General features: G+C 57.6%; 9 protein-coding genes. 1 reads left to right on the top strand and 8 read right to left on the bottom strand.

Annotated features, from left to right (window positions below; translation table 11 throughout):
• Position 1: 1 nt before the first annotated feature.
• The 7 genes from BEP01S_RS16195 to BEP01S_RS16225 all read right to left on the bottom strand — a co-directional run bounded on the left by BEP01S_RS16195 (position 2) and on the right by BEP01S_RS16225 (position 10,222).
• Complete coding sequence (locus tag BEP01S_RS16195) at positions 2-1,549, bottom strand: ABC transporter substrate-binding protein (protein ID WP_062245455.1); 1,548 nt, start codon at positions 1,547-1,549, stop codon at positions 2-4.
• A complete protein-coding gene (locus BEP01S_RS16200) occupies positions 1,546-2,577 on the bottom strand; it encodes a TetR/AcrR family transcriptional regulator (RefSeq protein ID WP_244882304.1) in 1,032 nt (343 codons plus the stop codon). Before BEP01S_RS16200 ends, BEP01S_RS16195 begins: the two co-directional genes overlap by 4 nt.
• Positions 2,578-2,810: 233 nt before the next feature.
• Entirely contained in the window at positions 2,811-4,688 is a 1,878-nt protein-coding gene (locus tag BEP01S_RS16205; protein WP_167348289.1) for a glycosyltransferase, read from the bottom strand.
• A gap of 186 nt (positions 4,689-4,874) precedes the next feature.
• Complete coding sequence (locus BEP01S_RS16210) at positions 4,875-6,542, bottom strand: polysaccharide pyruvyl transferase family protein (RefSeq protein WP_062245468.1); 1,668 nt, start codon at positions 6,540-6,542, stop codon at positions 4,875-4,877.
• A gap of 137 nt (positions 6,543-6,679) precedes the next feature.
• Positions 6,680-7,684 carry an NAD-dependent epimerase/dehydratase family protein gene (locus BEP01S_RS16215; RefSeq protein ID WP_218004350.1) on the bottom strand — a complete coding sequence of 335 codons (1,005 nt, stop codon included), beginning with the start codon at positions 7,682-7,684 and terminating at the stop codon, positions 6,680-6,682.
• Between the two features lie 97 nt (positions 7,685-7,781).
• Positions 7,782-8,504, bottom strand: a complete 723-nt coding sequence (locus tag BEP01S_RS16220; RefSeq protein WP_083532786.1) for an IspD/TarI family cytidylyltransferase — start codon at positions 8,502-8,504, stop codon at positions 7,782-7,784.
• Positions 8,486-10,222: a CDP-glycerol glycerophosphotransferase family protein gene (locus tag BEP01S_RS16225; RefSeq protein ID WP_244882305.1), complete on the bottom strand. Its 1,737-nt coding sequence runs from the start codon at positions 10,220-10,222 to the stop codon at positions 8,486-8,488. Before BEP01S_RS16225 ends, BEP01S_RS16220 begins: the two co-directional genes overlap by 19 nt.
• A gap of 288 nt (positions 10,223-10,510) precedes the next feature.
• Between BEP01S_RS16225 and BEP01S_RS16230 the strand changes: the two genes are divergently transcribed.
• Positions 10,511-11,791, top strand: coding sequence for a CDP-glycerol glycerophosphotransferase family protein (locus tag BEP01S_RS16230; RefSeq protein ID WP_244882306.1), 1,281 nt, complete (start codon positions 10,511-10,513; stop codon positions 11,789-11,791).
• Between the two features lie 76 nt (positions 11,792-11,867).
• Here the strand turns inward: BEP01S_RS16230 and BEP01S_RS16235 are convergent, their stop codons facing one another.
• Positions 11,868-13,535 (bottom strand): glycosyltransferase, encoded by a 1,668-nt coding sequence (locus BEP01S_RS16235; RefSeq protein ID WP_167348290.1) that lies wholly within the window; start codon positions 13,533-13,535, stop codon positions 11,868-11,870.
• Between the last annotated feature and the right edge of the window lie 188 nt (positions 13,536-13,723).

Consider the following 13,723-nt stretch of genomic DNA (forward strand, 5'->3'; position numbering starts at 1 on the left):
GTCAGACCTCTCCGATCCATACGCGGTCGAATCTCCAACCGCTCAGCGGACGTCCTGTGGAGTTGGGGACGAGCCCTCCGACGTATTTCTGGAAGGCGTCGACCTGGTTGGCGAAGCCCCACACGATGTATCCGCCTTCGTCGTAGAGCATCTTCTGCAGCTCGTGCTCCAGGTCCCGGCGCTTCTCAGCCTCCGGAATCGCGCGGGCCTTGTCGAAGACCTTGTTGAACTGCGGGTCGTCCCAGTGGGTTTCGTTGAAGGGCGATTCGGACAGGGAACAGGAGATGACCTGCGGCATGAAGTCCCGGGTGTACCAGAAGTCCTGGGCGAAATCCCATTTGAGGTAGCCGTCGCCGAAGAACGTGGTGGCGTCGACCTTGCGGATCTTGACCCTGATTCCGGCGTCGGCGGCTTGCTGGGCGAAGACCTGGGCGGCTTCGACGGCTCCGGATTGGATGGGAGCAGTGACGAGCTCGACGTCGAGTCCGTCAGGATAACCCGCCTCGGCGAGGAGCTTCTTCGCTTTGTCCAGATCCTGTTTGCGCTGCGGAAACTTCGGGTAGTTCTCACTCAACGGCCCGAACATGTCGTTGCCCACGGTGCCATAGCCCGAGAGCACCTGTTCGATCATCTGTTCGCGGTCGACGACGAGCCGGAAGGCCTGTCGAACCCTGACGTCGTCGAAGGGCTTCTTGTCCACTCGCATGGTGAAGGGCAGCCACATGCCGGTCTTCGAGTTGAGGATGGACATGCGCTCATCGGCGGCGATGACTTCGACAAGGGCCAGCGGGATGCCGGCGATCGCATCGACCTGGGTGGACAGGAGGGCGTTGATGAGAGCGTCGTCGTCGTTGAAGTTCAGCACCTCCACCTCGTCGAGGTACATCTTGTCGAAGTCGAAGTAGTGCTCGTTGGGCACAAGCACGGTCGACTGGGCAGCGGTGAAGGATTTGAGTTTGAACGGTCCCGAGCACACCGGGTTCTCCGGATCGTAGCCGACGGGGACGATGGCGGCGGTGTATTCGGCGACGGCGTCCTTGAACAGGCCGTTGGGTTCGTTGAGGCGGAATTCGACGGTGCGATCGTCCTTGGCGACGACTTTCTCCAGCATGGAGAAGTTCGCTGCCGCGGTCTTCGGGTCGTCGGGGTCGTTGATCCGCTCGAAGGTGAAGACGACGTCTTCGGAGGTGATCGGTTTGCCGTCGGAGAACTTGATACCGTCCTTCAGCGTGCAGGTCCACACGGTGGAGTCGGAGTTGGCTTTGATCGATTCGGCCAGCAGCGGCACGACCTGGGAGTCGTCGTCCCAGCCGTAGAGGGCGTTGTAGAGGTTGACGGCACGGCAGACATCGCCGTTGTTGACCGGGATGTGGGCGTCGACGGTGTCCGCGGAGTTGCCTCCGGTGACGCCGACCCGCAGGCTTCCGCCCTTGACGGGGTCTCCGGCGTCGGCGGCGCCGACTTCCCCGCCGCCGCAGGCGCTCAAGCCCGCGACGCCGGCGACGGCAAGGCCTGCCCCCAGCGCTTGTCTTCGGTTCGGTGTGTTCATGTGCCTTCTTCCTGGGACGTCGGTTCGGGCCGGCTGCCTGAGGCGACCCGGTCTGACTTCGGGATTGGACTGCCAAAGGAGTGCGTATCGTCGCTGAGGACGTGGGCGGCGAGGTAGTTCTCGAGCATGGTCAGCGCTTCGTCATCGGTGATGGGCATGTGTTCGGTGGTGCGGGCCACGCCGAGGCCGTCGATGAAGATCGACAGGGATTTGACCATGAGTGCGGTATCGCCGGAGCGGATCCTGCCGGATCGTTGGCCGCCGTCGATGACGGTGGTGATCATGTCCATCCATTCGCCGTAGACGGCGGTGAGGTTCGCGCGGGCGCTTTCGTCGGTGGCCGCACGGGCCCAGCACTGGAGCCAGATCGACCACACTCTTCGGATCTTCGGGTCGACTCCGGCATGGATGCGTGCGAAGTGGCGGAGTACGCCGATGGGGTCGGAGGAGTCGTTGAGGTGGCGGGTCTCGGCGATGACGTCGAGTGAGTAGCGCAGGGCTGACTGCAGCAGCTGGCCTTTCGTCCGGAAGTGGTAGTTCACCGCCGAGGCGCTCACCCCGGCCGCGTCCGCGACATCCTCGGTGCGGACCTTGTCGATGCCGAGATCGGCATAGAGCCGCCAGGCGGCCGCGATGATCTTCAGCCGATTGCGAGTGCCCTTCGACATCCACTCGGGCACCGATGTCCGCGGCGGCGTCTCGGCCGCCGGTAACGAACCGGTGGTGTGATCATCACCCGGATCAGTGGGCCCAGCTGGAAGGTCAGCGACGATGCTTCGCCGAGGCGGCCGTGTTGTTCTCCCGGTCGTGAGCCAGTCCGTGGTGACCTCGGTGAGTTCGGCGATGAGCGAGATCTCCTCGACCCTGAACTTCCGAGTCCCGGCCAGAGATTTCGAGAGTTTGCTGGCGTCGAGCCCGATGTGTCGGGCGACTTCGCTGTGGTTGATTCCAGCGCCTTTGATGGCGGTGCGGACACGGCTGACCAGCGTCGTCTCTGTGCTGTCAGCACCATCGCTTGTCTTGACCACCTTTATAGTGTGCCCAGCAGTTGCGATTTTGGCAAGACTTACTGGGGTTTTAATCAGTAGTGATAGTTTCGGACCCGAACAGCGTTGTTCGATTGCCGTGGCAACTTCGGGACGTGTTACCACAAATCCGCCGTTGCAATGACGCGTAGAGTTCGGGCGCTGCTAGAGGCTTGCCCCGCCAACAGGGGCCTGGACAAAGCCTTCTAACCAGTGGTGAACACCTGCGTGCTATTTCACCGGTTGCTCACATTCTCAGACTCGTGAGTCTCGACTTTTTGTCGGAACTGGAAGAGTAGGTTTCCCGAACTAGCCGCCGCGAGTCGATACGGGCCATACCGCGAGACTTCCTCGTTCGGGGAAGCAATGATACGGACCCTTTGCATCTGATCCGAGTCTCCGAGATCGACCCAGAGTCCCAGTGGTGCATCAGATCGTGAATGTGCATGCTCAAGTTGCTCAAAATCGATGCGACCGCGTATAACCAGCTTCCCTGGCTCCCGCTTGAGTTGTGCCGAAGTCCTTCCGTATATGCCTGTCTTGCGTTGCACCCATGAAATCTTTGCCCATGACCAATCGTGTGCTGCCAAGTCCTTCGAGACTCTCAGCCGCAGGACAACGCCGTGTTCATCAACCCGTAATGCTCCGAGTTTGGCATATCCGTCGGGGAGGACGACCTTGGACTTTCTGTTCTTCCGCTCAATCGCACCGTGAAGCTCTTCGGCCCAGCGACGAGAGATCTTGCCCGGCAAGAAGTCTCGGGAACGGCGAATTGCCGCTTTCCTCATACGCAGAACTTCCGTTTCTGACATCGACCCAAAAAGCTCTATCTGTTTGCCCAGCCCCTCGATATCGTTCGGTTCGACGAGTAAGCCATCAACTCCGTGAGTGATCGAATCGGAAGGACCATATTTGATGTTGTAGGCAATCGGGATGCATCCTGCCGCCATGCTCTCCAGCACAACCAACAATTGCCCCTCGGTCTTACCCGTATGCAAGCTGAACGAATAGTCTCTGAACTTTCGTCCGCCCCTCGAGACATAACCCTGGAACGCCACCTGCTCGGATAAACCGAGTTCGGACGCAAGTTCCTCAAGCGCCGGCAGACTATCGCCGTCGCCGAAAATGTCTACACTGGCGCCTTTGTAGGCTGGACTCAGCATGTTCAAGGCCTTCAGCGAATGATCGATCTGCTTTTCTTGCGAAATACGAGAGACGATAACTCCCGCCAATCTATCGCGTTGTGTCGGCGATTTCAGTGGCTCTTCAGTCAGCCAGTTCGGCAGTGTAGCCAGGTTGTCGACTCCAGAGAGATTCGTTTCCCGCAGATCCTCTGCCTGTTGACCTGTCAGAGTTGCGACCATTTCGCGTTTGTCGAGAGACCGATAGAACTTGGCCTTCGGAGCGGGATAGCGAAACGCTTGGAGAGCCCCGGCACTATGATGATGCGAGTGCACCGCCTGTACGAATACAACGTTCTCCGCACTCCAGTTAACGAAGAGATTTGAGGTTGACAGCCGTTCTGCGATGACGATCGACATCTCTTGGGCTTCGGTCAGAAAGCCCAACCAGCGCCGGTAAAGCTCAGCTGGTGACGACCACTGCCCAACGGCATTCCCCCTACGAGAAAATGCTGTGATCAGTCGGCGCGATGGATTTCCCTCCGAATCAATTTCGCGGGTATCAGAGATCGCGGGACTCCCGTCCGGCCTGTATCGGTAGACACGGGCAAATCCCTCGCTTCTGGACGAGGCACGAACTTCGAACTCTCCAGAAAATTCAGGGAATTCGACATGACCTTCGACTGATGCCGATGAGCCCAACCGATTAAGCTCCTGATCCTCCAATTGCAGGATATCCGACCACGGATTTCGCAAGTTCACTCGAGAATCGAGACGCCCATCTGCAACTAGGTCAGACCGCAAAGCGTCGATTGACATCGCGTGAATGGGCGACACAGTCAACAAGGTGATCTCGCGGTCATCCATCTCGGCGAAGACATTGCATCGTCCCAGTGCGACTGTCGTTACACCTCCGTAGTTCTCCGGAACCTCACCGGTCAGCACAAAGATCGGCACGTTTGGCAATCTACGCTTCCGCTCGAATGGAAACAAGCACATCCTCCATGAGCTAACCGCAATTCAGCCGGTACAACGAAGTCATAGGTCAAGACTTCTGTTAAAAGGTACACCGCGACCATGAAGTTGTCGGCCACCAACTCGCACCCACGCGAAAGCTTTCTCTGAAGCGCTTTCAGAGCAGCAAACACTGTCGCCCCAGAAGGCAGACTACCAATTCAACTACCGCCGACGGAACAACGAGGCTAAACCGGTCCTCGGTTCTTTCAGCGCTTTCCACTGAGCGACTAAAACGACCACGTCAATATGGTTGACGGGAAGATGCGGAATAGCGGAGCCTGCTGAGAGCACAGCCTTCTCCTCTTCTGAGACACCCTCACCAGCGCTGGACGCAGCTACTGAGCCGTCTTTCTTGAGCCAGAACCACCTGTTGTCAATCCGGAATCTGAGAGTCCATCCCTCAAACGAATGCTCTGAAAGCTCAAACAGGGGGGCTTCGACGACAGCACCCCCGTCGTTCCCATATTTCTTGCCGGAATAGATGTATTCGACACTTCCGCTCGACAAACGCAGAACCTCCGCCTCATCAGGTTCACCGTTCGAGAACGTCAAACCGTCTCGCTGCCCAGCGCTGTTGAAATGGATGGGATAGTTCAGCTCACGACGGCGCAGCTCGTGTGCTGAGGTGTCAGGCTCACCGCCTTCATTGAACCGGCGCTCGGCGTCCCTAATCGCACCGAGGATGAAATCAGTCGACTCTGCTTTCAACTGATCAAGGATCTGGTATGCCTCGGTGAAGTCGAGGTCAGTTGAAAACGAATGCACGTCTGTATTCGGACCGAAACGGAGCGAATCGAGACCAAAGGTTTTCAAGAAGTTAGGGACTTTCTGGCCGTTTCTCTGTCCTGCATAGAACGGAGTTCCGAAGAGAAGCGAGAAGCAGCAACCGTGGAATGAGTTTGTGAAGACCACTTCGGCATTCGCGAGATAGCCCAGCCACTCTTCCATGCCGACGTCGTAACGAGATACATGTTTAACGTCAGGGTCAGTGATCTTACCGTGCTTTAGAGGACGATCAGACAGTTCCACGATCGTCAGATCATGCAGTTTGGCGTACTCGACAGCTTTGTCAATTGTGTCTGAAGCCCGTTCCATGACGTAATAAAGCGCAACGTACTTTTCTTCTTTGGGCTTTTCGGCTACATTCTCCCAAAATTTCTTATCGTGCAGCAGAACCGGATCCAAAACCAAAGGGGCTTCAAGCTCTGAATTCTTTTCGATGTATTCGCCGAAGTCACGTTCACGCACGGTTATCGTGTCGATATCTTCCAGATACTGGAAGAAGATCTTTTCTTGTTTCTCACTGAAGTCTTTAGACGCTCCGCGACTAGCGGCATAAGCTATCTTCTGTTTGCCCTCAAAAGCCTTGCTGCCAAGCATGAAACCACGGTCGAAATTATGCCGGGGGAGCGACTGCCAAATTACATCGGTTACGCATATGTAGCAATCAAACCCGGGATCCTCGACCTCGAGGAGATCCGAGTCGTATTTCTCTTCAGTGAACTTCATATGCTTGTTCGCGAAGGCTTCAAATTTGTCGAATCGGCGCTCTCGCTCGACTTCCACGCTGCGGTAGCCAACAGCCAGATCAGCCAGCTTCTGCAATGTGGCGGTGTCCGCCTTCTTGGCTACAGCATCACGGTACTTCTTCTCAGCAAAGGGAGCCGGATGACGCATATCGAATTTGCCGTAATAGACTGGCTTGTAGTCCAAGAATGTCGCATCGTACCCATTCTGGGATAAGAACTGCTGAAATGCATAGGCGTGCAAATCGCACGCAAAATTCAAGAATTTGGCGTATTTGTTAATTCCGATGAGACCAATTCTCATTGCAAGACCTCCGCGTTGGCCGAAAAATAGGAATATCGGCTTAAACTCAATATTTTATCATGGGAATTGATTGCTTCGTGATCAGCTCTCTGCTGTAATCGTCTTTCCCTACTCGCTCACCCAACAATAGCCTGCACTCACTCAGCGATAAGAGGTCCTTCTTCGAATGATCGAATACACCGTGAGACTCCAGACGAAAGCTTGGTGGCGGCGTCCCAACCAAGCCCGGTGAGCTTTGCAGCGTCCAAGCCGAGTGACGCGACTGGGGAAAACGACCGCCCGTCCTCGGGATTGACGAAATCCAGCGAGAGGTTCTTCTCCGGCCGTGCAGAGGCGAAGGTCTCTGCCAGTTCACGGATGCTGATGTTCCCAACGGGGTCAGCGACGTTGTAGACCTGTTCTTCACCGAGCAGATGGGCGAAAAACAGTCCTTCCACAGCATCCGCGACGTACGTGTATGTCCGCGTCGCAGCTCCGGGACTCATCATCCGCACATTCCGAGCACGAACGACATCTGCCAGGAAATCCGCCTGCACACGACCGTCGTCCAGGGCCATACCCGGGCCGTAGATGTGACCGAACCGGAGGCTGAGTCCTCTGATACCGAACTCATCCGCGTACGCGGCCAGTGCGGTCTCGGCGATTCGCTTGCCTTCTGAATAGCTTGCCCGCGGCGCGAAATGCTGCAGCGTCCCCTGATCGTCTTCGCGAATGAGCCCGCTGCCGTTGACCGCACCGTAGACCTCAGACGAGGAGAGAAGAACGAAAGACTCCCCTCCCGACTCGACGAACGCATCGAGGAGGTTGATGGTGCCAAGCGTGTTCGCCTTCAGAGTGGTGACCGGCGATGACTTGTGAAGACTCGGACGAGCCGGTGACGCGCCGTGGAAGACAGTCGAGAATTTCCGTTCGAAGCTCTGCGTATCGATGACATCGCCGCCGAGCAGTGTGAAATCAGAGCGTTCGAGCGCCGTGCCGAATCTCTTTTCAGCCTTCGTTTTGTTCCGCACCAAACCAGTGACCTGCAGTCCGAGGTCATGGGCATCGTTTGCAGCTAACAGTGCTCCGACTATGTACATCGGAATCATGCCGGACGCACCGGTGACCAGAATCTCGGTGTTCCGATACTTCTCCCACGGCAACTGAGCCGCAGCGATTCGAGCAATATCCTCGAAGAAGACAGGGGCGTCGAAGAGAACGACGTCTGTGGCATCGGCCACGGAAGCGGCTGCCTGGTCCTCACTCGCCACCGAAGGCCTCCCGATCTTCAATGAGGGTGAGGAAGGTCCGGCACACGTAGTAATCCGAGGCCGTGGTGATTTTGATGTTCGTCCGCGGACCTTCGACTCGGTGCACGTTATATCCGAAGCCGTTCATGAGCGTGCATGTGTCGATGGAATCGTCCTCGCCTTCAGCGACAGCACGGTCGTATCCTGCAAGGACGTCCTTGAGCGGGAATGTCTGCGGGGCCTGGGCAGTCCACAGTGGGTCACGCGGAATGACTTTCTTGATGCCGTCGCCCTCTTCGACGACGACGGTCTCCGTCATCTTGGTACAGGTGACTGCCGAACCGAAGTCACGGGCACTGGCGATGTTCCGCGAGACGAGATCAGCATCGATAAGGGGACGGACACCGTCGTGGATGAGCACGATACTGTCCGGGTCGTTGTGCTCGGCAACGACCTTGAGCGCATTGTGTCGCGATTCCTGGCCGGTCGACCCGCCGTCGACTATCCACTGCACCTTGTCCAGCTCGTAACGTTTGACCAGGCGCTCCAGGTGCTCGCGATACTGCGGAAGAATGGCCACGGCAATGGCATCGATCTCGGGATGCTGCTGGAAGATGTCGAGCGTGTGCACGATCACCGGTCGGCCATGGATCTCCAGGAACTGCTTCGGACGTGAGCTGTGCGCCATTCGAGCGCCGACGCCTCCTGCGAAGACTACTGCGATGTTTGCCATTGGTTCTCCTCGTCCTCTTCTTCGGTCTTATAGCTGCCGTCGGAGTCATTGTCCGTCGGGTCGTTGAGCTGGTCCTCTTGTCCTGGCGCGCCGGGATCTTCCTCACCGACACGTTCGGACATACGGTGATCTTCGTCCTCGGAAGGCACCTGTGGTTCGGCGGCAGGCTCGCTGAGGATGAGCGTGTCGATCACGCGGTCGGAGTTGTTCGTGTCCACGTAGTCGAAGTTCTCTTTGACAAACTCTTTCGTCGCTTCGTTGCTCAACTGGGGACGACGGAGCAGTTCGACGAGTTCGTCGAATGTCGTAGCGATGCTTCCCGGGGCGGCTTCCCGGTAGTCCTTGTGCATTCCTCGCGTCGCGGAGTATGTATCGAGATCGTAGGCGAAGAAGATCATCGGGCGTTCGAGAAGCGAATACTCATAGATAACGGACGAGTAGTCAGTGATGAGCACGTCCGAGATGAGCATCAGATCGTTGGTGTCCGGGCAAGACGCGACGTCGATGAGTCGGTCGCTGAATTCCTGTGGAATCGGAGCCGGATCAGGCACGAAATGATGCTGTCGGAACAGCACGACGGAATCGTCGCCGCACGACTCGTACAGCTCCCGGAAATCGATCTGGTCGTAGTCGTAGTGGGCGTCTCCGGAGCCGCGACCGCGGAAAGTAGGCGCAAAGAGGATCTTCCTCTTACCTTTCGCCGTCGGGAACTGCTTCTCGAAATCGACAAGGACCTCTTCTGCACGTCCTTCTCTAAGGAAACCGTCGATACGAGGCAGACCGGTCGCGAGGACTGCTTCTCTCTCGATGCCGAAAGCTTCGCTGTAGACATCCCGCAAGTGCTGGGAACCGCAGATGGCATACGAATAGAGGCGATGGGCGTTTCGCAGATTCGGTGAACCGTACTGCCCGAAGCGGCTGTATCCAACTGACTTGAATCCGCTTCCTGCGTGCCACAGCTGGATGATCTTCTGTTCATCTCGGTTGCCGAGGTCCTTGAGGATGGCGAAGTAGTCATCGATGAGGATGATGTTCGCTTTGCCCATCTCCCACGCCAGCGCGAACGCACTCTGGCGGCTGCTGGTGCGGCCGGTACGGAACGAATAGCCGAAGTTGAATTGCGAATCGAGACCGCGTTCGAGCATGCGGTCATGTACGGCCTTGAGGTTGCCCTGCATGTTCGGACGGGCCTCGGAGGCGAACAAGATGTTGCTTCCGTCAGACGGCCGTTTGTAAGCAGAGATGGCGAACACGGTACGCAGAGCCTTCCGCTTGGTCTTCGTCCATTTCTTGCGAGCCTTCGACTTCAACCGCGCCACCCTGGAAGATGGCTTGCCTCCGGATCGCCCGAAGGAGTAAGTGCGCATAAGGAAGTAGGGAGCCGTCTCGTCGTCGGAGATACCAAACGTCACTGTGTAGGCAGAGAAGTTCTTGTTGTAGACGAATGCTCGTGAAGCATCCCCGAGCTCTTCGGCTCTCGCCAGGGGGTAAGAGGCAGGAAGGTTCTCTTCCCCGCGTCGAGCCACGAGGTAGTATGTTCCGTTGGGGACCTGAGCACGACGGTTGAACTGGGTCACGTTGATCGTGAGCTCGAAACGCCCCTCCCCCAGAGGTTCCGCATGAACGGGGAGTTCGACCTCGTAGGGTCGCGAGTTCGGGGTCAGGAAAAACGAGTCAGGGGCATCGCCGGAAACCCTGACGACAAATGTCAGAATCACACGTTCCCACGAGATTCTTTCAATTGTCAGCTCATCTACCACAGGTTCCCCTCACCAGCATGATTTTGCAATGCTGACGCAACTCGTTCACTCTCAATTAACGTTGATAGCCTAGCAGTTTGCCTACTGCCGCCGGTAACTTGATGACACGCCCGCAAGCGGCATCCGACTAGTCGGCTTCGTGTTCTCATCGCCGCTCGTGAAACGATATTCTTGCCGAGTTGTCGGCTGCTTCTACGGCTTTGAGCCGCCGCGGCTGCGTTTTCACAACTGCAAGGAGATCGAACAGTGGCTAATCCGGTCCGATGGGTCGCACGCACTGCGGTGCGCTCTAGCGCGTGGAAACGCACCAGCAAATGGATCAGGGGCGCGGAGAGGTGGAATCGCCTCGAAGACGAGCATGACGGCAGCTACGTCAAAGCCGAGGTCGTCGTGTACTTCGGTGACCGAAGCTCGAAGTTCTATCAGCTGGAACAGTGGCTTCCCGTGCTTGAAGAGCTCCACAAGCAGCACCGGGTCGTTCTTGTCCTCCGCAAGGGAACTGCCCTGTTGAGTGCACTGGAGAGCACTCACCTCCCCGTGGTGTTCAAACGAAAGTTCGATCCGCTTCATACCTTTTACCACGCCAACGATTTCAAACTCGCTCTATACGTGAACAATGGAGTGACGAATTTCCAGTCACTCAGCTTTGCTCCGATGGTCCACGTCCATGTCAACCATGGTGAGTCCGACAAGCTGAGCATGGTGTCTAATCAGGCCAAGGCCTACGACAAGGTCTTCGTCGCCGGTGAGGCTGCTGTGGAACGTCACCGCAGGGCCCTCATCGACTTTGACGAATCACAGCTCGTCCGTGTCGGTCGGCCCCAGTTGGACATCAAAAGGCCACTCGAGCTCGAACCTTCATCGGCCCGTACGATCATGTATGCGCCCACGTGGGAGGGCGAGAATGATGCGAACAACTACACTTCCGTCGATCTCTTCGGTCCGCAGATCGTCGAGGCCGTCCTCCAGATCCTGGATGCTCGTCTGATCTACAAACCCCATCCGCGAGTCGAAACGTCCAAAGACCCGGACATGGTCGAGGCGAATGCGCGGATCCTCCAACTCATCGAGTCGGCAAACGCATCGATCGCTGACGAGACTCGACAGCACCAGGTGCTCATGCAAGGAGACATCCTCGGCATGTTCGACACGGTCGACCTTCTCATCACCGATATCTCTAGCGTCGGACTCGACTTCCTCTATCTCCACCCGGACAAGCCGCTCGTGCTCACCGATCGCCGCAATGACTCCGAATCGCTCAATGCCGAGGCTCCGATCAGCCGTGCCACTCCGCTCATCAGCGAAACGACGATTGAGGGAGTCGAATCACTGATCAGCGAGATGCTCAGCCACGATTCCACTGTCAAGATCAGGCACGAACTCCGGCGCCACTACTTCGGTGACGGCGAGCCCGGATCTTCGACCGTCCTATTCACTGAAGCAGTGTCCAAACTCATCGCCGACCGAACCGTTGCTCTCAAGAGCTTCCACACTGAAAGCGTCAACGCCGAGTCCGACGACGAATAGTCACGGCTCTCCTCGATCGACGAGATACGAACTCGGTCAGAAGACCATCGGGAGGGATGACGCCAGCAGCGGATGGTCACATGCGGGGCTTCACCGAGAGGTTCCCGTGCTTCGTCGAATACCATTCGCGAGCCGCCGCAGTCGTGGCGCGGAATCGCTTCGGAGTGCTGATCCTCCGCTTCGACGTCCACAGGTCCTGAGACCGCCGGAGAAAGACGTCGAACGTCTCATCCGCAGACTCGGAGAAGCTCTCATCGTCCAAGTCGAAGGCGAGCACCATTCTGTGCCCGAATCTGCGGAATGAGATCTCGGAAAGTCCGCAGATGAAAAACGTGCTGAGTTTCCTACCGGCCACGACCAGCTGCAGCGTCTCTGCAATCAACTGATGAATACCGTCGATTGCGATCTCAATTCTGCTGCCGCCCGCAATTGGGGTACAGGTGAGCTTCTTGGCTTGGATCGACGGCGCCGACTTCGCGTCACCGTTGTCCGGAAGGTTTGTCAAACGCATGTCAGTGAGCGCGTTCTGCCAACGCCGGTATCCGGCCTCGGGGAGGTAGCGTTCGACGGATTTCACCGCGGCACGACGCATGGACTCGACTTCGCTGGGCTCCAGAGAGAGGAAACTCTCGATCTGGTCAGCCAGTGCGTCGATATCGCTCCACGGCGTAATGAAGCCGTTGACGCCCTGATCGATGACATCTCGTGGACCATAAGTGATGTCGTAGACGATGGGTACGCAACCAGCGCCCATCGCCTCCAGCAGAGACAGCGGCAGACCCTCACTCGTGCTGGTCAGTGTTGAGAACGATGCCGATTCCAGTCGCTCGTGCACATCATCGACGTACCCCGGAAGTTTGACGCGGTCGCTGAGGTCGAGCTCATCGACGAGAGCTTCCAGCTTCGGTCTCGCGGGTCCCTCTCCGAGCACGGTCAGTGAGACCGCGACACCACGGTCGCGCAGCTTCGCGATTGCGCGGATCGGGTGCTCGATGCGTTTGAGATCGATGAGGTTCGCAACCATCACGGCGTTTCCCATTTCTCGCCCCATCGACGGATCAGCGACGATTGATCCTTGTGGCAGTTCCCCGGTCAGCAGTCGGATGTTGTCGCCGGAGAAGCCCATGGCTCGAATCGCTTCGGCCTGCTGCTGTGTCTGCACTCCGACGATGTCGAATCGGTCGAAGTTGCGCATCGTATCTGTACGGGCCCTCAGGGGCTGCCCGTGATTACCGTTCCATGGGTGGCTGAGATGGCTTCCGTGGAGGAAGAGGATGAGTGCGAAGTCGCGGTCCGAGATTTCGTGGATGAATTCGCTGACCTTCTTGTCATCGACGATGACAACTGCCGGCGACGTCGTCACGGTCGCTGTGATCCACGCATTGTAGAAATCGCGCGGCCGGCGCCACTCGACCATCGGCTCCCCCGCCGGAGAATGCAGGATGAATCGTCGGCCCAGTTTCGGATCCTCGATGTCAGCGAGCAGCAGGCTTCCGTCGCCTCGCAAATAGTTGCGCCGGATGACTCGACCGGTACGCGAGTTGCGGAACACGTCGTAGAAGGGGGTGATGTTCTCGAGCTCGCCGTCCTCGTCGGGGATCGGCATCCTCGGGGGTTCTCCCTCAAGGTGGGCCAGCTCGGCTTCGCTTCGTCCGCGAAGATCCTGCCAGATGTTGACGAGCTCGACATCGTCTCGCATCTTCCCCTGTGCGATCAGCCGGTCCCTGATCTCATCGGTGTCCATTCGCGGACTGAACGTGAGAATGGTCTGCGACAGCGGGCTTCCATAGTTCTGGAAGCTCCGAATCCGACGCAGCGCAGCCGTTGTCATGCCGCCCATGGATTCCGGGATGCCCCACAGTACGTTGTATACGTGGACTGCGTCGGTTCCGAATGCGGGACCGACTGGTTCAACGTCTCTGCCACTGCCGT

Origin of the sequence: Brevibacterium epidermidis NBRC 14811, assembly GCF_001570805.1 — a bacterium.
GTDB classification, from domain to species: Bacteria; Actinomycetota; Actinomycetes; order Actinomycetales; family Brevibacteriaceae; genus Brevibacterium; species Brevibacterium epidermidis.

Bases quoted from the DNA above. Each gene is read 5' to 3' on its own strand.
- BEP01S_RS16195 (WP_062245455.1), bottom strand. From the start codon at position 1,549: ATGAACACACCGAACCGAAGACAAGCGCTGGGGGCAGGCCTTGCCGTC.
- BEP01S_RS16210 (WP_062245468.1), bottom strand. From the start codon at position 6,542: ATGAGAATTGGTCTCATCGGAATTAACAAATACGCCAAATTCTTGAAT.
- BEP01S_RS16220 (WP_083532786.1), bottom strand. From the start codon at position 8,504: ATGGCAAACATCGCAGTAGTCTTCGCAGGAGGCGTCGGCGCTCGAATG.
- BEP01S_RS16235 (WP_167348290.1), bottom strand. From the start codon at position 13,535: ATGGACACCGATGAGATCAGGGACCGGCTGATCGCACAGGGGAAGATG.